Annotated in this window: 25 protein-coding genes and 4 pseudogenes; 24 read left to right on the forward strand and 5 right to left on the reverse strand. The window is 51.8% G+C overall.

Going from position 1 to position 17,405, the window contains the following annotated elements; genetic code table 11:
* Nucleotides 1-27: 27 nt before the first annotated feature.
* The 10 genes and pseudogenes from H7R56_RS26815 to H7R56_RS26860 form a co-directional block, all read left to right on the forward strand.
* A pseudogene (locus H7R56_RS26815) lies at nt 28-1,611 on the forward strand (Tn3 family transposase); the annotation flags it as partial.
* 78 nt (nt 1,612-1,689) lie between these two features.
* Entirely contained in the window at nt 1,690-2,694 is a 1,005-nt protein-coding gene (locus tag H7R56_RS26820) for an IS110-like element IS4321 family transposase (RefSeq protein WP_022542389.1), read from the forward strand.
* Between the two features lie 374 nt (nt 2,695-3,068).
* A complete protein-coding gene (locus tag H7R56_RS26825) occupies nt 3,069-3,335 on the forward strand; it encodes a YdgH/BhsA/McbA-like domain containing protein (RefSeq protein WP_001567383.1) in 267 nt (88 codons plus the stop codon).
* A gap of 96 nt (nt 3,336-3,431) precedes the next feature.
* On the forward strand, nt 3,432-3,989 hold the full coding sequence (locus H7R56_RS26830; protein WP_001567382.1) for a TetR/AcrR family transcriptional regulator: 558 nt from the start codon (nt 3,432-3,434) through the stop codon (nt 3,987-3,989).
* Between the two features lie 212 nt (nt 3,990-4,201).
* Complete coding sequence (locus H7R56_RS26835) at nt 4,202-4,462, forward strand: DUF1471 domain-containing protein (RefSeq protein ID WP_001567381.1); 261 nt, start codon at nt 4,202-4,204, stop codon at nt 4,460-4,462.
* A gap of 30 nt (nt 4,463-4,492) precedes the next feature.
* On the forward strand, nt 4,493-4,999 hold the full coding sequence (locus H7R56_RS26840; RefSeq protein WP_001567380.1) for a DUF417 family protein: 507 nt from the start codon (nt 4,493-4,495) through the stop codon (nt 4,997-4,999).
* 73 nt (nt 5,000-5,072) lie between these two features.
* Complete coding sequence (locus tag H7R56_RS26845; RefSeq protein ID WP_021243014.1) at nt 5,073-5,210, forward strand: hypothetical protein; 138 nt, start codon at nt 5,073-5,075, stop codon at nt 5,208-5,210.
* Nucleotides 5,211-5,233: 23 nt separating this feature from the next.
* Nucleotides 5,234-5,695 (forward strand): peptide-methionine (R)-S-oxide reductase MsrB, encoded by a 462-nt coding sequence (gene msrB, locus H7R56_RS26850; protein WP_001567378.1) that lies wholly within the window; start codon nt 5,234-5,236, stop codon nt 5,693-5,695.
* Nucleotides 5,685-5,804, forward strand: a pseudogene (locus H7R56_RS26855) (peptide-methionine (S)-S-oxide reductase); the annotation flags it as partial. The gene msrB (H7R56_RS26850) and the pseudogene H7R56_RS26855, both read left to right, overlap by 11 nt.
* A 64-nt stretch (nt 5,805-5,868) precedes the next feature.
* Complete coding sequence (locus H7R56_RS26860) at nt 5,869-6,573, forward strand: IS6-like element IS26 family transposase (RefSeq protein ID WP_001067848.1); 705 nt, start codon at nt 5,869-5,871, stop codon at nt 6,571-6,573.
* Here H7R56_RS26860 and H7R56_RS26865 read toward each other — a convergent pair.
* Nucleotides 6,519-7,343: an aminotransferase class I/II-fold pyridoxal phosphate-dependent enzyme gene (locus H7R56_RS26865; protein WP_227674753.1), complete on the reverse strand. Its 825-nt coding sequence runs from the start codon at nt 7,341-7,343 to the stop codon at nt 6,519-6,521. The genes H7R56_RS26860 and H7R56_RS26865 overlap by 55 nt on opposite strands.
* Before the next feature lie 133 nt (nt 7,344-7,476).
* Nucleotides 7,477-8,346 (reverse strand): DMT family transporter, encoded by an 870-nt coding sequence (locus H7R56_RS26870; protein WP_001567390.1) that lies wholly within the window; start codon nt 8,344-8,346, stop codon nt 7,477-7,479.
* A gap of 240 nt (nt 8,347-8,586) precedes the next feature.
* On the opposite strand from H7R56_RS26870, the gene H7R56_RS26875 reads away from it, so the two are divergent.
* The 13 genes and pseudogenes from H7R56_RS26875 to H7R56_RS26935 all read left to right on the forward strand — a co-directional run bounded on the left by H7R56_RS26875 (nt 8,587) and on the right by H7R56_RS26935 (nt 15,959).
* Complete coding sequence (locus tag H7R56_RS26875; protein WP_004729622.1) at nt 8,587-9,339, forward strand: alpha/beta hydrolase family protein; 753 nt, start codon at nt 8,587-8,589, stop codon at nt 9,337-9,339.
* Between the two features lie 26 nt (nt 9,340-9,365).
* Nucleotides 9,366-9,679 (forward strand): annotated as a pseudogene (locus H7R56_RS28110) (Tn3 family transposase); the annotation flags it as partial.
* 99 nt (nt 9,680-9,778) lie between these two features.
* A complete protein-coding gene (locus H7R56_RS26885; protein ID WP_022542389.1) occupies nt 9,779-10,783 on the forward strand; it encodes an IS110-like element IS4321 family transposase in 1,005 nt (334 codons plus the stop codon).
* A 374-nt stretch (nt 10,784-11,157) separates the two neighbouring features.
* Nucleotides 11,158-11,424, forward strand: a complete 267-nt coding sequence (locus H7R56_RS26890) for a YdgH/BhsA/McbA-like domain containing protein (RefSeq protein WP_001567383.1) — start codon at nt 11,158-11,160, stop codon at nt 11,422-11,424.
* A gap of 96 nt (nt 11,425-11,520) precedes the next feature.
* Entirely contained in the window at nt 11,521-12,078 is a 558-nt protein-coding gene (locus H7R56_RS26895) for a TetR/AcrR family transcriptional regulator (protein WP_001567382.1), read from the forward strand.
* Nucleotides 12,079-12,290: 212 nt separating this feature from the next.
* Nucleotides 12,291-12,551, forward strand: coding sequence for a DUF1471 domain-containing protein (locus H7R56_RS26900; RefSeq protein ID WP_001567381.1), 261 nt, complete (start codon nt 12,291-12,293; stop codon nt 12,549-12,551).
* A gap of 30 nt (nt 12,552-12,581) precedes the next feature.
* On the forward strand, nt 12,582-13,088 hold the full coding sequence (locus tag H7R56_RS26905) for a DUF417 family protein (protein WP_001567380.1): 507 nt from the start codon (nt 12,582-12,584) through the stop codon (nt 13,086-13,088).
* Between the two features lie 73 nt (nt 13,089-13,161).
* Nucleotides 13,162-13,299 carry a hypothetical protein gene (locus H7R56_RS26910; RefSeq protein ID WP_021243014.1) on the forward strand — a complete coding sequence of 46 codons (138 nt, stop codon included), beginning with the start codon at nt 13,162-13,164 and terminating at the stop codon, nt 13,297-13,299.
* 23 nt (nt 13,300-13,322) lie between these two features.
* Nucleotides 13,323-13,784, forward strand: a complete 462-nt coding sequence (gene msrB, locus H7R56_RS26915) for a peptide-methionine (R)-S-oxide reductase MsrB (RefSeq protein WP_021243015.1) — start codon at nt 13,323-13,325, stop codon at nt 13,782-13,784.
* Nucleotides 13,774-14,268 carry a peptide-methionine (S)-S-oxide reductase MsrA gene (gene msrA / locus H7R56_RS26920; protein ID WP_021243016.1) on the forward strand — a complete coding sequence of 165 codons (495 nt, stop codon included), beginning with the start codon at nt 13,774-13,776 and terminating at the stop codon, nt 14,266-14,268. Before msrB (H7R56_RS26915) ends, msrA begins: the two co-directional genes overlap by 11 nt.
* Nucleotides 14,269-14,987: 719 nt before the next feature.
* Complete coding sequence (locus H7R56_RS26925) at nt 14,988-15,269, forward strand: hypothetical protein (protein ID WP_021243017.1); 282 nt, start codon at nt 14,988-14,990, stop codon at nt 15,267-15,269.
* A 137-nt stretch (nt 15,270-15,406) separates the two neighbouring features.
* Nucleotides 15,407-15,670, forward strand: coding sequence for a hypothetical protein (locus tag H7R56_RS26930; protein WP_000072676.1), 264 nt, complete (start codon nt 15,407-15,409; stop codon nt 15,668-15,670).
* Complete coding sequence (locus H7R56_RS26935) at nt 15,660-15,959, forward strand: type II toxin-antitoxin system RelE/ParE family toxin (RefSeq protein ID WP_021243018.1); 300 nt, start codon at nt 15,660-15,662, stop codon at nt 15,957-15,959. The genes H7R56_RS26930 and H7R56_RS26935 overlap by 11 nt, the downstream gene beginning before the upstream one ends.
* 61 nt (nt 15,960-16,020) lie before the next feature.
* On the opposite strand, the gene H7R56_RS26940 is transcribed toward H7R56_RS26935, so the two are convergent.
* The gene (locus H7R56_RS26940) at nt 16,021-16,386 is read right to left on the reverse strand and encodes an entry exclusion protein 1 (protein WP_113535021.1); all 366 of its coding nucleotides are present in this window, start codon (nt 16,384-16,386) and stop codon (nt 16,021-16,023) included.
* 68 nt (nt 16,387-16,454) lie between these two features.
* On the opposite strand from H7R56_RS26940, the gene H7R56_RS26945 reads away from it, so the two are divergent.
* Nucleotides 16,455-16,634 carry a Rop family plasmid primer RNA-binding protein gene (locus tag H7R56_RS26945; protein WP_021243020.1) on the forward strand — a complete coding sequence of 60 codons (180 nt, stop codon included), beginning with the start codon at nt 16,455-16,457 and terminating at the stop codon, nt 16,632-16,634.
* 30 nt (nt 16,635-16,664) lie between these two features.
* Here the strand turns inward: H7R56_RS26945 and H7R56_RS26950 are convergent, their stop codons facing one another.
* Together H7R56_RS26950 and H7R56_RS27960 are read right to left on the reverse strand one after the other, a co-directional pair.
* Nucleotides 16,665-16,928: a hypothetical protein gene (locus H7R56_RS26950; protein WP_021243021.1), complete on the reverse strand. Its 264-nt coding sequence runs from the start codon at nt 16,926-16,928 to the stop codon at nt 16,665-16,667.
* Between the two features lie 28 nt (nt 16,929-16,956).
* Nucleotides 16,957-17,154 (reverse strand): annotated as a pseudogene (locus tag H7R56_RS27960) (hypothetical protein); the annotation flags it as partial.
* Between the last annotated feature and the right edge of the window lie 251 nt (nt 17,155-17,405).

Below are 17,405 nucleotides of genomic sequence, written 5' to 3' on the forward strand. Positions count from 1 at the left end.
TCATCGCTAACTTTGCAACAGTGCCCATTACGTTCCGGTGATATCTGGGTAAAAGGATCGCGCCGCTACAAAAATTTTGATGATTATCTCATCCCGACTGCTGAGTTTGAGAAATCCCGACATAATGACCAGTTACAGTTGGCCGTTCAGACCGATAGCCAGGCATACCTTCAGGCCCGTATGACTCTTCTTGCATCTCGGCTGGAAGAAGTTAACGCGATGGCGCTTGCCGGTGATTTGCCCGATGTAGATATCTCAGATAAAGGCGTAAAAATCACTCCACTGGAGAACAGCGTTCCTTCAGGTGTTTCGCCCTTTGCAGATTTGGTCTATGGCATGCTTCCCCATCCGAAAATTACGGAGATACTGGAAGAAGTTGATAGCTGGACGGGATTTACGCGTCACTTCGCGCACCTCAAAAATAATAACGTCAGACCAAAAGACGGAAGACTGTTGCTGACCACCATTCTGGCTGACGGCATCAACCTTGGGCTGACAAAAATGGCGGAATCCTGCCCTGGGGCCACAAGATCGTCACTCGAAGGTATTCAGGCATGGTACATCAGGGATGAAACTTATTCAGCGGCACTGGCCGAGCTGGTCAACGCACAGAAAGAGCGGCCTCTGGCCGCATTCTGGGGCGACGGGACAACATCGTCGTCAGACGGGCAGAACTTTCGGGTAGGCAGTCACGGACGTTATGCCGGTCAGGTCAATCTTAAATATGGTCAGGAGCCGGGCGTGCAGATTTATACGCATATCTCAGACCAATACAGCCCGTTCTACGCCAAAGTGATCAGCCGGGTGCGCGACTCAACCCACGTGCTTGATGGCCTGCTGTACCATGAAAGCGATCTGGAAATTACCGAGCATTACACCGATACCGCAGGCTTCACTGAACATGTTTTCGCCCTGATGCACCTGCTGGGATTCGCTTTTGCGCCAAGGATCCGTGATCTTCATGACAAGCGGCTGTTTATTCATGGAAAGGCCGAGCGCTATCCGGGGCTTCAGTCTGTCATATCAACAACCTGCCTAAATATCAAAGACATTGAGTCGCACTGGGATGAGGTATTGCGCCTGGCAACCTCGATTAAGCAGGGGACAGTCACCGCATCACTGATGATGAAAAAGTTAGCCAGTTACCCAAAACAGAATGGACTTGCCAAAGCGCTGAGAGAGATTGGCCGCATCGAACGGACACTATTTATGCTGGACTGGTTCCGTGATCCCGGTCTGCGCCGACGCGTGCAGGCGGGGCTGAATAAGGGTGAGGCCCGTAATGCCCTTGCGCGAGCGGTCTTTTTGCACCGTCTGGGTGAAATAAGGGATCGTGGGCTGGAGAATCAGAGTTATCGCGCCAGCGGGCTGACATTACTGACAGCAGCGATCACGTTGTGGAACACGGTATATATAGAAAGAGCTATTGAGTCACTAAAACGAAAGGGTATCCCGATAAATGAGCAACTGGTCTCTCATCTTTCTCCCCTGGGCTGGGAACATATCAATCTGAGTGGAGATTACGTCTGGCGTAATAATCTTAAGCTGGGATCCGGAAAATACCGCTCATTACGTACAGTCGATACCGCTTTGTACAAAAAACAGTCTTAGCGTGGGATAATTAATGAGATGGTCACTCCCTCCTTCCCGGTACTATGCTGAGGACAGGCTTTCATTCGGAGAACTATCATGGAAAACATTGCGCTCATTGGTATCGATCTGGGTAAAAACTCTTTCCATATTCATTGCCAGGATCGTCGCGGGAAGGCTGTTTACCGTAAAAAATTTACCCGGCCAAAGTTGATCGAATTTTTGGCGACATGCCCCGCTACAACCATCGCAATGGAAGCCTGTGGCGGTTCTCACTTTATGGCACGCAAGTTGGAAGAGTTGGGGCATTCCCCAAAGCTGATATCACCACAATTTGTCCGCCCGTTCGTTAAAAGCAATAAAAACGACTTTGTCGACGCCGAAGCTATTTGTGAAGCTGCATCGCGTCCGTCTATGCGTTTTGTGCAACCCAGAACGGAATCTCAGCAGGCAATGCGGGCTCTGCATCGTGTCCGTGAATCCCTGGTTCAGGATAAGGTAAAAACAACCAATCAAATGCATGCTTTTCTGCTGGAATTTGGCATTAGCGTTCCCCGAGGAGCTGCCGTTATTAGCCGACTGAGTACCCTTCTTGAGGACAATAGTTTGCCTCTTTACCTCAGCCAGTTATTGCTGAAATTACAACAGCATTATCACTATCTTGTTGAGCAGATTAAAGATTTGGAATCCCAGTTGAAACGAAAGTTGGACGAAGATGAGGTTGGACAGCGCTTGCTGAGCATTCCCTGCGTCGGAACACTGACAGCGAGTACTATTTCAACTGAGATTGGCGACGGGAAGCAGTACGCCAGCAGCCGTGACTTTGCGGCGGCAACAGGGCTTGTACCTCGGCAGTACAGCACGGGAGGTAGGACGACATTGCTGGGAATTAGTAAGCGAGGTAATAAAAAGATCCGAACTTTGTTGGTTCAGTGTGCCAGGGTATTCATACAAAAACTGGAACACCAGTCTGGAAAATTGGCCGACTGGGTCAGGGATTTACTGTGCCGGAAAAGCAACTTTGTCGTCACTTGTGCTCTGGCAAACAAGCTGGCCAGAATAGCCTGGGCCCTAACGGCACGACAGCAAACTTATGTAGCATAACGGCAGAAATACACCGGTTTAAAGAATTACTGATCTGGTTTTGCGAATACTGATATTGATGATACTAACGGCCCACCGGCCTGTTGAGGAACCTGTAAAACGGAAAGGCTCATTGAAGCCGTATATTTTCTGGAGGTTCATCAGGCGCGGAACTCATCAAGGCGCGGGAATAAAATCCCATTCAGACGCCGGATAGATTCAAGCAAGCCAACTTGTCGTCAAAATCGGTGTTGCAAAAACGGGAGTGACCATAGATTCCGTTTTCCAAGCGGACCCCAATTAACACTTGCCAACCTATCTACTGGTTGGTAGATTTGATTTTAACAACACGACACACAAACAAAAACACACAACAGAACATCAGGAGCGTCATCATGAAAAACATCATCAAAACCACCCTTGCCATCATCGCCCTGTCCGCCAGCGCACTGAGCTATGCCGCCAGCCCGCAAATGGTTTCCCGCAGCGAAGCAGCATCGCTGCAAAAAATTGGGGTGGTCTCTTCCGGTGGCTTCACCACCCTGGATGACCTGGTGGCCTCACTGGATATGAAAGCCGCTGATGCCGGGGCCACACACTACCGCATCACCAGTGCCACCGGTATGAATAAACTTTCCGGTACCGCTGTCCTGTATCGTTGAATACCCGTTACCCTCGCAACTGCGCCCGGAACCCTTCTGGTTTCCGGGCGCAGTTGTGTCTGAATAACAGGCACCCGCAGGTGCCAGGAGAACATTATGTCCACCCATGACAGTCTGATTGAACTGACTGATACCCTTATCCAGCAGAACGGCTACCAGGGCTTCAGCTATGCTGATCTCGCTGACGGTCTGGGAATACGGAAGGCCAGTATCCATTACCATTTTCAGACCAAAACCGACCTCGGGCTTGCCTATTGTGAATACAAGGAGGCCAGCCTGCTGAAACTGGAAGCTGCCCTGTTACAGCTGCCACCGGGTAAAGCCCGTCTGCAGGGTTATATGGACGCATTTCTCAAATGCGCCGACAGCGGCCAGATGTGTGGCATTCACGCCATGCTGTCCGACAGCGCCCTGTTTGAAGAACCTCTTCAGAAAGCCACCTCACGACTGGCACAAACCGACCTGCGCATCCTGACCAGTGTGCTGGTTTCGGGTCGTGAAAGCGGTGAACTGGCTTTTACTGCTGAGCCGGCTGACGTGGCCATTATCATCGGCAGCGCCATTAAAGGGGCCCTGATGCTCAATCGGATCCCTCCTCATGATGCCTGTTCCCGCACCATGAGCGCGCTTATTCAGCTACTCTCCCGCCCGTAAAGCCACGCCTGTGGCTGCCCCGGTTTAACCGGGGCAGCCAGCACTCAAAAAAATCACCGCTGACAACGCCTGTATTCCGGGGGCCTCAGAAGACATTAAGACTTTCCTTGCGTTTAATTTCCAGTTACCCCTTGCCAATCTATCTACTGGTAGGTAGAATAAATATTAACAACACGACAACACAATAAAACAGACATGCAGGGGGCATCATCATGAAAGCACTTATCAACGACGTTATCGCTGTCTTCACCCGTAAAGCCCATGGACCGGTCATCATCAAATCCGATCTTACTGAGGAAGAAAAAGCAGCTCTGGTACCGGTCCGTACACTCTCTGTTGGCTGGGTGTCTTCCGTGGATGAGCTGGAGCGGGAGGTTATCCGCGAAGCCCTTGAACATGGCGCTGCCGCTTATCTGATTTCTGAGCTTGAGCAGGCCCGTTTCGTTCATGCCCGCGCCACGCTGTTTGCATAAACACAAAACGAAAATAAAAGGACACACACCATGAAAAATAACGTCGAGACACAACTGCGCCGGTTACTTCGTAAAACGTCAGGCCTGGACATTATGGTTCTGCGGCTGTCAGTGATTTTCATCTTCGCCCTGTTTGGCACCTACAAATGGTTTGCCTTCGAGGCCAATGCCCTTCACCACCTGCTGCCAGGCACCTGGCTCGGTGCGCTGTATCCGGCTCTCGGCGTTCAGGGGCTCAGCTACGCACTCGGCGTGGTGGAAAATATCACCCTTCTGGCCCTGATTGCCGGATTTTTCCGGCCGGCAGTGGGTGCAGCAGGCGCCCTGATGGTGGCAGGCACCGGCATCGTCACCCTGAGCCTTCTGCCGCAGCTGGGTCGCATTGACAGCTTCATTATCAAGGATGTTCTTCTGATTGGGGCTGGACTGGTGCTGTTGCGTCATGACCTGCGACGGACACTGATTAACCGGAGGGCGAAGCAACTCAGCGCCGTGCACAAACCCCGCTCGTCTGACGCATTGTCAGCCATGGGGTGACCCTGAATTACGCAGCAGCCTGATATTTCTGGCCAGCAAATATGACACCACTCCCGGGTTCATGGTGAGAGGCATGGAAGCCGCCTTTCGGGCGGGGATCACTCCCCGCTACTTTTTAGAGCGCTACCTGGAAAATAAGTCGCTCCCCGCCAACCCGGACTTTGAAAAACACTATCTGGATCTTATTCATGAGCAGGACCCGTCCCGGTGAGTGAGATTTGTCAGGAGAGCGATATGAACAAACCGTATAAAAAAGACCCACAGACCATTCAGGCACTGACGGAACTGCAGTTCAGCGTCACCCAGAAAAGCGCCACTGAGCGCCCGTTTACCGGAGAATATGACGACCACTTTGAGGACGGACTGTACGTGGATATCGTCTCCGGTGAGCCACTGTTCTCGTCGAAGGACAAATTTGATTCGGGCTGTGGCTGGCCGGCATTCAGCAAACCAGTGGAAAACAACGTCCGCAACCTGAGCGACCTCAGTCACGGCATGGTGCGTACTGAAGTGCGTTCCCATCACGGTGACAGCCATCTGGGACACGTCTTCCCTGACGGGCCACAGGATACCGGTGGATTACGTTACTGCATTAACTCGGCTTCACTGCGTTTTATCCCGAAAGGCGCTCTGGAAACAGAAGGATACGGTGAATTTCTTCCCCTGTTTGAGAAAGGAGATAAGCATGAAAACTGATGTGGCAATCCTTGCCGGTGGTTGTTTCTGGGGTGTCCAGGAGCTGATCCGCAAACTCAATGGCGTGGTCAGCACCGAAGTGGGCTATACCGGCGGACGTAATGATAACCGGCACTGTTGCAAATAGTCGGTGGTGATAAACTTATCATCCCCTTTTGCTGATGGAGCTGCACATGAACCCATTCAAAGGCCGGCATTTTCAGCGTGACATCATTCTGTGGGCCGTACGCTGGTACTGCAAATACGGCATCAGTTACCGTGAGCTGCAGGAGATGCTGGCTGAACGCGGAGTGAATGTCGATCACTCCACGATTTACCGCTGGGTTCAGCGTTATGCGCCTGAAATGGAAAAACGGCTGCGCTGGTACTGGCGTAACCCTTCCGATCTTTGCCCGTGGCACATGGATGAAACCTACGTGAAGGTCAATGGCCGCTGGGCGTATCTGTACCGGGCCGTCGACAGCCGGGGCCGCACTGTCGATTTTTATCTCTCCTCCCGTCGTAACAGCAAAGCTGCATACCGGTTTCTGGGTAAAATCCTCAACAACGTGAAGAAGTGGCAGATCCCGCGATTCATCAACACGGATAAAGCGCCCGCCTATGGTCGCGCGCTTGCTCTGCTCAAACGCGAAGGCCGGTGCCCGTCTGACGTTGAACACCGACAGATTAAGTACCGGAACAACGTGATTGAATGCGATCATGGCAAACTGAAACGGATAATCGACGCCACGCTGGGATTTAAATCCATGAAGACGGCTTACGCCACCATCAAAGGTATTGAGGTGATGCGTGCACTACGCAAAGGCCAGGCCTCAGCATTTTATTATGGTGATCCCCTGGGCGAAATGCGCCTGGTAAGCAGAGTTTTTGAAATGTAAGGCCTTTGAATAAGACAAAAGGCTGCCTCATCGCTAACTTTGCAACAGTGCCGTGTAGAATCAGGGAAAAGAGAGGCGGCCGGTGTATGACCGATACCGCTTCGGGACAGGTCGCAGTGAATTTCGTCAGATATCACCCAGATGTCATTGGCCAGGCAAATTTCAATAATCCGCTTAAGTTCATCAGGCCGCCAGACTCGTCCGGTCGGGTTATGCGGATTACACAGGAAAAGAATTTTCACACGTAAATCGGCCTGACTGGCTTTGCGTGCAAAGTCTTCCCAGTCAGGTTCCCAGCCGCCTGCTGATTTTTTTAACGCCGAGTACACCACGCGACGCTGACTGTATTCACCCGCCTTTTTAAACGGGCCATATGAAGGCGTCATAATAAGAATACTGTCATCCATGTCGGTCAGAAGCGGGACGAGACGGTTCAGCGCGGGAATAATGCCCGGAGACAGCACAATGTCTTCCGTTTTGAAACGGTGACCATATTGTCGCTCACACCAGCTGCCAAAGATCTCATAGTATTCTTCGTCGTAGATTTTAGTGTAGCCGAGTATTTTTCTATCCAGACGGTCTCTGATGGCCTGAAGAATCGGCTCTGGTGTGGCAAAAGCCATGTCAGCAACCCAGAGGTTGATTAGCCCTTCTGCCGGATACCGCATTGCAAATTCGGACTGTCCCGAAAACAGGTATTCCCGCCAGCCGTCCACGGTGAGACTGTCTGTTTTCTCTCTGCTTACGTACTCATCAAAATCATATTTCATTTCATAAACCTGCCTTAGGTGTAGTCAGAAACGTCGACCTCAGTATTACTGTCAGTCTGATGCCGGAGCGGGAAAACTGGCTCGTGTGATTAACATAAGAGAATCATCATAACTGCATGAATTAATTGCGTTATTAAGGTTCTCTCGCCTTTGTCATCGACTGACGGGGGGATTTCTCGCGTGTCACCATCACAATGCCAGTCAGCACCGCCAGGGCAGAAAATATCGTTCTGACCGTCAGTGATTCATCCAGGAATACCACACCCCCTAGCATTGCCAGACAGGGAACGCTGAGCTGAAGGGTGCTGGCGGTGATAGAGCCGAGAGAGGGTAAAAGGGTATACCACAATACATATGCACCGGCTGAGGCGGCGGCACCGGACAGCAATGACAAAGCAATGCCCGCAGCATCATAGTGACCCTGCTTCATAAACAGCAACGAAAGAGCGAGAGCCATCGGCGTGGCGAGTACAAAATTTGCCGCCGTTGAAGCCCCGGCCGCCTGGCCCGCCCTCCCCCTGACGGAATAGGCGGCCCAGGCTAATCCGGCAACGATCATCATAAGTGCACTGTAAAGCGGCGGTGCCTTCGCCCCGGGTAACAGCAGGGCAGCAATTCCTGCCAGAGCAATAACTAAACCGCAAGCCCGCATAACGGAGAGTGATTCCCCTTTAAATAATCCGTGGATCACCATCGCAAACTGTACGGCACCAAAAAGTAACAGCGCACCTGCCCCGGTATCGAGATGGATATAGGCGACAGAGAAGAGCACTGCGTACACCATGAGGTAAAATCCGCTCAGCGGACGCCACAGCGATAATGTAGTTTTTGCGTGATAAAACAAGAAAGGTGACAGGACGAGTGCACCACTGGCCAGCCTGAGGCTGCTGAATGAAAGGGGATCAATGTGGCCTCCCTGCAGGGCCAGACGGCACAGAATAGAGTTTGCAGCAAACGCCAGCATTGCCAGGGATATTTTAAGAATGAGCGCGCAATTGGCCATTCAGTGAGACCTCATAAAATTCTTGTAAACTACCATCTAGTTGGTAGCATAGCGTAAGTGATCACCGAACAGGAAGCAATAATCAGCTTTCAAACTGGAAGGTGAGGACAGGCATTCGGAATGAATTCTGTTTCACATCCCCAGTAGAGGAAGGAAAACGCGTAATGCCAGATGCAGAGCAGAAGATTATTTTTCCCTGCGATCAAACATATGAAATCAGTTTAAGACCTGGAATATCCTATGAAAAAACTAAAATTTACGTTCAAAAATGCGGCTGGTGAAGAACTGGCCGGATTGCTTGAACTTCCTGAAAATCCTAAAGCGTTTGCGCTGTTAGCTCATTGTTTTACGTGTGGCAAAGACCTCAAAGGCGCGGCGCGTATTGCGCGGAAACTGACAGAGAATGCTATCGCCGTTCTCCGGTTTGATTTTACTGGTCTGGGAAACAGCGAAGGGGATTTTTCCAACACCAACTTCTCATCCAATATTTCGGACCTGCTTTGCGCGGTAGATTATCTCCGCCGACAGTACGAAGCGCCTTCTTTGCTCATCGGCCATAGCCTGGGGGGATCGGCCATTCTGTCTATTGCCGGCGAAGTTCCTGAGGCAAAGGCCGTTGTCACCATAGGATCACCCGGAGAACTGACACACGTAAAACGTCTTTTTAAGGATGATGTTGAAAACATTAACCAGCATGGAGCCTATCCCGTTGAGCTGGCCGGGCGGGTATTTACCTTAAAGAAACAGATGCTGGACAATATTCAGGAACACAAAATCGCTCATAAGGTGTTCGCCATGAACAAGCCTCTGCTTATTTTTCATGCGACTGAAGATGATACTGTGTTAATTGAGCAGGCCGAAAAAATATTCAAAGCAGCAAAGCATCCCAAGAGTTTCATTTCGTTGGGTAAGGCGGATCACCTTCTGACTCATGCTCAGGATGCTGAATACGTTGCCGATATCATTATATCGTGGAGCGAATGTTACCTATAAACAGAGTAAATGCGTTCAAACTCGTAGCGCAGAGGGCGATTTTCTGCAGAGATCGGACGCTGTTTATGCTGGACTGATTTTGCGATAAAGGCTTAGGCCGATGCATACAGGCGGGGCTGAATAAGGGTGAGGCCCTTGGGCGAGCATCCTTCATGCACCGGCTGAATGAAATCAGGGATCTGGGGGTGGGAGGATCAGCGTTACCACGCCACCGGCGCTGACACTACATACGGCGGCGATAACACTCTGGAATACGGTTTATATAGAAAGAACCATTGAGCCGCTTAAGCAAAAAGGAGTCCCTGTTAATGAACTGCTGGTCTCTCATCCTTCTCCACTGCTGTACAAAATATAGTCTTAGCGTGGGATAATTAATGAGATGGTCACTCCCTCCTTCCCGGTACTATGCTGAGGACAGGCTTTCATTCGGAGAACTATCATGGAAAACATTGCGCTCATTGGTATCGATCTGGGTAAAAACTCTTTCCATATTCATTGCCAGGATCGTCGCGGGAAGGCTGTTTACCGTAAAAAATTTACCCGGCCAAAGTTGATCGAATTTTTGGCGACATGCCCCGCTACAACCATCGCAATGGAAGCCTGTGGCGGTTCTCACTTTATGGCACGCAAGTTGGAAGAGTTGGGGCATTCCCCAAAGCTGATATCACCACAATTTGTCCGCCCGTTCGTTAAAAGCAATAAAAACGACTTTGTCGACGCCGAAGCTATTTGTGAAGCTGCATCGCGTCCGTCTATGCGTTTTGTGCAACCCAGAACGGAATCTCAGCAGGCAATGCGGGCTCTGCATCGTGTCCGTGAATCCCTGGTTCAGGATAAGGTAAAAACAACCAATCAAATGCATGCTTTTCTGCTGGAATTTGGCATTAGCGTTCCCCGAGGAGCTGCCGTTATTAGCCGACTGAGTACCCTTCTTGAGGACAATAGTTTGCCTCTTTACCTCAGCCAGTTATTGCTGAAATTACAACAGCATTATCACTATCTTGTTGAGCAGATTAAAGATTTGGAATCCCAGTTGAAACGAAAGTTGGACGAAGATGAGGTTGGACAGCGCTTGCTGAGCATTCCCTGCGTCGGAACACTGACAGCGAGTACTATTTCAACTGAGATTGGCGACGGGAAGCAGTACGCCAGCAGCCGTGACTTTGCGGCGGCAACAGGGCTTGTACCTCGGCAGTACAGCACGGGAGGTAGGACGACATTGCTGGGAATTAGTAAGCGAGGTAATAAAAAGATCCGAACTTTGTTGGTTCAGTGTGCCAGGGTATTCATACAAAAACTGGAACACCAGTCTGGAAAATTGGCCGACTGGGTCAGGGATTTACTGTGCCGGAAAAGCAACTTTGTCGTCACTTGTGCTCTGGCAAACAAGCTGGCCAGAATAGCCTGGGCCCTAACGGCACGACAGCAAACTTATGTAGCATAACGGCAGAAATACACCGGTTTAAAGAATTACTGATCTGGTTTTGCGAATACTGATATTGATGATACTAACGGCCCACCGGCCTGTTGAGGAACCTGTAAAACGGAAAGGCTCATTGAAGCCGTATATTTTCTGGAGGTTCATCAGGCGCGGAACTCATCAAGGCGCGGGAATAAAATCCCATTCAGACGCCGGATAGATTCAAGCAAGCCAACTTGTCGTCAAAATCGGTGTTGCAAAAACGGGAGTGACCATAGATTCCGTTTTCCAAGCGGACCCCAATTAACACTTGCCAACCTATCTACTGGTTGGTAGATTTGATTTTAACAACACGACACACAAACAAAAACACACAACAGAACATCAGGAGCGTCATCATGAAAAACATCATCAAAACCACCCTTGCCATCATCGCCCTGTCCGCCAGCGCACTGAGCTATGCCGCCAGCCCGCAAATGGTTTCCCGCAGCGAAGCAGCATCGCTGCAAAAAATTGGGGTGGTCTCTTCCGGTGGCTTCACCACCCTGGATGACCTGGTGGCCTCACTGGATATGAAAGCCGCTGATGCCGGGGCCACACACTACCGCATCACCAGTGCCACCGGTATGAATAAACTTTCCGGTACCGCTGTCCTGTATCGTTGAATACCCGTTACCCTCGCAACTGCGCCCGGAACCCTTCTGGTTTCCGGGCGCAGTTGTGTCTGAATAACAGGCACCCGCAGGTGCCAGGAGAACATTATGTCCACCCATGACAGTCTGATTGAACTGACTGATACCCTTATCCAGCAGAACGGCTACCAGGGCTTCAGCTATGCTGATCTCGCTGACGGTCTGGGAATACGGAAGGCCAGTATCCATTACCATTTTCAGACCAAAACCGACCTCGGGCTTGCCTATTGTGAATACAAGGAGGCCAGCCTGCTGAAACTGGAAGCTGCCCTGTTACAGCTGCCACCGGGTAAAGCCCGTCTGCAGGGTTATATGGACGCATTTCTCAAATGCGCCGACAGCGGCCAGATGTGTGGCATTCACGCCATGCTGTCCGACAGCGCCCTGTTTGAAGAACCTCTTCAGAAAGCCACCTCACGACTGGCACAAACCGACCTGCGCATCCTGACCAGTGTGCTGGTTTCGGGTCGTGAAAGCGGTGAACTGGCTTTTACTGCTGAGCCGGCTGACGTGGCCATTATCATCGGCAGCGCCATTAAAGGGGCCCTGATGCTCAATCGGATCCCTCCTCATGATGCCTGTTCCCGCACCATGAGCGCGCTTATTCAGCTACTCTCCCGCCCGTAAAGCCACGCCTGTGGCTGCCCCGGTTTAACCGGGGCAGCCAGCACTCAAAAAAATCACCGCTGACAACGCCTGTATTCCGGGGGCCTCAGAAGACATTAAGACTTTCCTTGCGTTTAATTTCCAGTTACCCCTTGCCAATCTATCTACTGGTAGGTAGAATAAATATTAACAACACGACAACACAATAAAACAGACATGCAGGGGGCATCATCATGAAAGCACTTATCAACGACGTTATCGCTGTCTTCACCCGTAAAGCCCATGGACCGGTCATCATCAAATCCGATCTTACTGAGGAAGAAAAAGCAGCTCTGGTACCGGTCCGTACACTCTCTGTTGGCTGGGTGTCTTCCGTGGATGAGCTGGAGCGGGAGGTTATCCGCGAAGCCCTTGAACATGGCGCTGCCGCTTATCTGATTTCTGAGCTTGAGCAGGCCCGTTTCGTTCATGCCCGCGCCACGCTGTTTGCATAAACACAAAACGAAAATAAAAGGACACACACCATGAAAAATAACGTCGAGACACAACTGCGCCGGTTACTTCGTAAAACGTCAGGCCTGGACATTATGGTTCTGCGGCTGTCAGTGATTTTCATCTTCGCCCTGTTTGGCACCTACAAATGGTTTGCCTTCGAGGCCAATGCCCTTCACCACCTGCTGCCAGGCACCTGGCTCGGTGCGCTGTATCCGGCTCTCGGCGTTCAGGGGCTCAGCTACGCACTCGGCGTGGTGGAAAATATCACCCTTCTGGCCCTGATTGCCGGATTTTTCCGGCCGGCAGTGGGTGCAGCAGGCGCCCTGATGGTGGCAGGCACCGGCATCGTCACCCTGAGCCTTCTGCCGCAGCTGGGTCGCATTGACAGCTTCATTATCAAGGATGTTCTTCTGATTGGGGCTGGACTGGTGCTGTTGCGTCATGACCTGCGACGGACACTGATTAACCGGAGGGCGAAGCAACTCAGCGCCGTGCACAAACCCCGCTCGTCTGACGCATTGTCAGCCATGGGGTGACCCTGAATTACGCAGCAGCCTGATATTTCTGGCCAGCAAATATGACACCACTCCCGGGTTCATGGTGAGAGGCATGGAAGCCGCCTTTCGGGCGGGGATCACTCCCCGCTACTTTTTAGAGCGCTACCTGGAAAATAAGTCGCTCCCCGCCAACCCGGACTTTGAAAAACACTATCTGGATCTTATTCATGAGCAGGACCCGTCCCGGTGAGTGAGATTTGTCAGGAGAGCGATATGAACAAACCGTATAAAAAAGACCCACAGACCATTCAGGCACTGACGGAACTGCAGTTCAGCGTCACCCAGAAAAGCGCCACTGAGCGCCCGTTTACCGGAGAATATGACGACCACTTTGAGGACGGACTGTACGTGGATATCGTCTCCGGTGAGCCACTGTTCTCGTCGAAGGACAAATTTGATTCGGGCTGTGGCTGGCCGGCATTCAGCAAACCAGTGGAAAACAACGTCCACAACCTGAGCGACCTCAGTCATGGCATGGTGCGTACTGAAGTGCGTTCCCGTCACGGTGACAGCCATCTGGGACACGTCTTCCCTGACGGGCCACAGGATACCGGTGGATTACGTTACTGCATTAACTCGGCTTCACTGCGTTTTATCCCGAAAGGCGCTCTGGAAACAGAAGGATACGGTGAATTTCTTCCCCTGTTTGAGAAAGGAGATAAGCATGAAAACTGATGTGGCAATCCTTGCCGGTGGTTGTTTCTGGGGTGTCCAGGAGCTGATCCGCAAACTCAATGGCGTGGTCAGCACCGAAGTGGGCTATACCGGCGGACGTAATGATAACCCGACATACCAGCACCACCCAGGACATGCGGAGGCGGTGAAGGTGGTGTATTCCCCGGATAAACTGAGCTACCGAAAACTACTGGAATATTTCTTTAGTATTCACAACCCTACAACAATACTTCGTCAGGGTAATGACGTCGGCTCAAGCTACCGCTCAGCCATCTTTTTCACCACAGAGGAGCAAAAGCAGCAGGCAAACCAGCTTATCCGTGAAATAGATGATTCAGGAGTCTGGCCCGGAGTCGTGGTGACAGAAGTAGAGCAGGCCGGTGAGTTCTGGTCTGCAGAGCCAGAGCATCAGGATTACCTGCAGCATAATCCCGACGGCTATACCTGCCATTTTGAACGACCTGACTGGACGCTTCCGGGATAAGTCACCGTCGCAGACTCGCAGCATTCAGCCCCGCCCATGTGCGGGGCTTTTTTGTTCATATGCAGAAACGAGAATGGGATCACAAACAAATTTCTTTAGTCCATTTCTTGCATACAAAACAATCAACATCCTGATTTTAAGGGGCATATTAGAAAAAAGATGAGGATGATTAGGGTCAAAGGGACAAAGGGACAATGTTTAGAATTATGCTGACCGTTATCGCAGGATCGTTATTTTACGGACTCTCGGCCAGTCTGTGTTTTGCCGGGCTTTTTCGCATACACGCCCCCAGTGCCTGCACAGCCTTCTGTCTGACTTATAACCCAACAGCCGGCTATGTCATGCTGGTTACCGGTATGACACTGTTTATCGTATTTTTGCTCAGCCTTTTCCGGACAACAAAAGCCCCTATTTAACATAAAGGCTTCATTGTACGCACCGCTAAAACGCGCTCAGGGCGATTTCAGCGCGAAGCCGGTGAAAACCACAGCTTACCCGGCGAAAACCCCGCAAAACTTGCCTGATGAATTCTGATGGCATGAATGGCTATGCACCGGACTGCATGGCGGCCCGTTTCAGTGCGTTTACCACCTGAAACCGCCAAAAAGCGCCCTTTTGCGCGGGAAATCTCTCATTTTCTCCCTGGAATACTCACAACAATCATAATTACTAGTAATGTTTTCTGTGTGTACGACAACTCTGTAATGCCTGAGGAATTAATGACCGGTTCAAACAACAAGACACGCGATATCACTAGCAACCGCAAGTATCTGATCAAGAATGCACGCGGCCAGGCAGCCTATAAAGCACGTATGCGCGAGGCGGGTTATAAGCAAATTGCGGTATGGGTACGAGAAGATGTCAGAGAGGCAGGACGACAAGCCGGACTGGAATCTGACGCGCTGTTGTCAGGGGCTGCGCAGCATGATCCATTAGGCTGGATGGTCGGTTTTGCTGAGGGACTCAGGCAGCGAGAAAAAAAAGACAGCAACCCGCAGTAAGCCTGCAAGACAGCACGAATAACAGAGAACAGCCAGTACAAGGAAGTAACGCTTCGCGTACCGGATTCAGCATATTTTTCAGGGAGTGTCCCTGCTAAACTCCTTCATGTCGACGCATCAACCCCGGAGGCTCTGTAATGAGCAATACCACACACTACGAAAACGCCAACTTCTTGCGGGAACTGGCCGAAAGTCTGCCCCGCATACTGCCGGAAGGTGGCCCGGACAAGGCAGCACTGTTGCAGCGCCTGGCTAACGAAGAACTGGCACAGGCCGAGTATGAAGATCAGGTTCGCGCCAAAGTGACTGCAGCCCGCGCTGATACACGCCCGGGCATGACCACGGAACAACTCCGCCAGCGGCTGCATGGTCGCTATCAGGAACTGCGTGATGCCGTATGACGTGGAATGGAAGCAGGGAGCCATCGAGGACGTAACGGCACTGTTTGACTACATCGCGGAAAATTCATCTCTGTGGGATGCGCGGAACGTCACCGATCGCGTTCTTGCGGCCGCAGACAAGCTGGCAGACTTTCCGCGTCTCTACGAAGTGGACTCACGCTATGGCGAGGACGTTCGCCGGATAAGCCTGATGGGACAGCATGTCCTCTATGATGTGAATGACCCGGCGCAGAAAATCCGGGTTCTGGCCGTAGTCGGCCAGCGCCAGAATCCCCACTCCGTCCGCTGATAACGGGTGACGGGGGCGCAATTCATTGCGTGGCCGTCGCCGGTTGGACAAGCGCAGCGCGTCAGCGCTTCCCCCATTGCCACCACCGGCGCGGTGTCTCTGCTGTCTCCGTTTTGTGTTCCAGTAGTCTCATGGCCTGCATTTCCTGCCGCAGCCCGGCCACCTCTTCCCGCAGCGCTTTTATCTCCGCAATCAGCGCCTCTGATACCGTTTTTTCAGTCTCATCCGGCAGTCTCAACCCGTCCCGATCATGAGTCTCAATCAGTCTTAACTCACCGTACACCCGGATAAGCTCGCTGGTATCTACGACACGACCACCATCAGCCTCCGTCCGGTATGATACGCGGCCTTTAGCCATATCCCGATACAGGGAACTTCGGGCTTTTTCCGTCAGTTCCGTGGCCTGTCTCACCGTCACCCACGCCATTGTCTCACCCCGCTATTTTTGAGACAGTATACCCGACAGGCGCACACCATGCCCGGAAGGAAAGAAACATGACGAAACAGGAAAAAACCGCCCTCAACATGGCAAAATTCATCAGGGATCAGTCGCTGCTGTTGCTGGAAAAGCTGAACGAACTGGATATGGATACCGCGGCCGACATGTGCGAACGGCTGCACGAGGACGCGGAAACGCTCTGGCTGGCAATGCGGGACCAGCTCGGGGAGGAATAACAGCACCGACGCGGCCGGTGCTGTCTGCCGTCATTTCATCAGACGACGCAGGCAAAGAAGGGTACCACCGATCAGGATCGCCGCCGTGCCTCCCTGCCCGAAATGCAGGAACAACCAGTCACGGATCGCCGGGTTCCTCGCCAGAAACTGCACGAACCCGTAGAGCAGCAGAAACACCGGCAGCACGCGCCAGAACAATTTCAGCAGATGCGCGGCCAGCACACACAGCCCTCCGGCCATCGCCCCGACCATAAGCAGGGCCTCCCGGCCCACAACCGCAATCCGGTTTGTCATAAAACACCTCATAAATGAATGATTAACCTCAGACCATGACCATGAATTTGAAGCAGGCAAACAGCCGTTCCCGGTCCAGCTCTGCCGTTTTTCGGGCCTCGCCGGTCTGTGGGTTCACGATTTCATCCACCGCCAAAATTGCCCGTTGCACCCGGACGAGCGTCGGCCTGTCCGGGCAGATGTACCAGATTTCATCGATGCCGTTCGCCCGGCGGTTGAACAGATAGGGGTCGTCTCAGAAAACGGAATCTATGGTCACTCCCGTTTTTGCAACACCGATTTTGACGACAAGTTGGCTTGCTTGAATCTATCCGGCGTCTGAATGGGATTTTATTCCCGCGCCTCGATGAGTTCCGCGCCTGATGAACCTCCAGAAAATATACGGCTTCAATGAGCCTTTCCGTTTTACAGGTTCCTCAACAGGCCGGTGGGCCGTTAGTATCATCAATATCAGTATTCGCAAAACCAGATGAATGA

The sequence above is a fragment of the Klebsiella sp. WP3-W18-ESBL-02 genome, assembly GCF_014168815.1.
Taxonomy (GTDB): domain Bacteria; phylum Pseudomonadota; class Gammaproteobacteria; order Enterobacterales; family Enterobacteriaceae; genus Kluyvera; species Kluyvera ascorbata_B.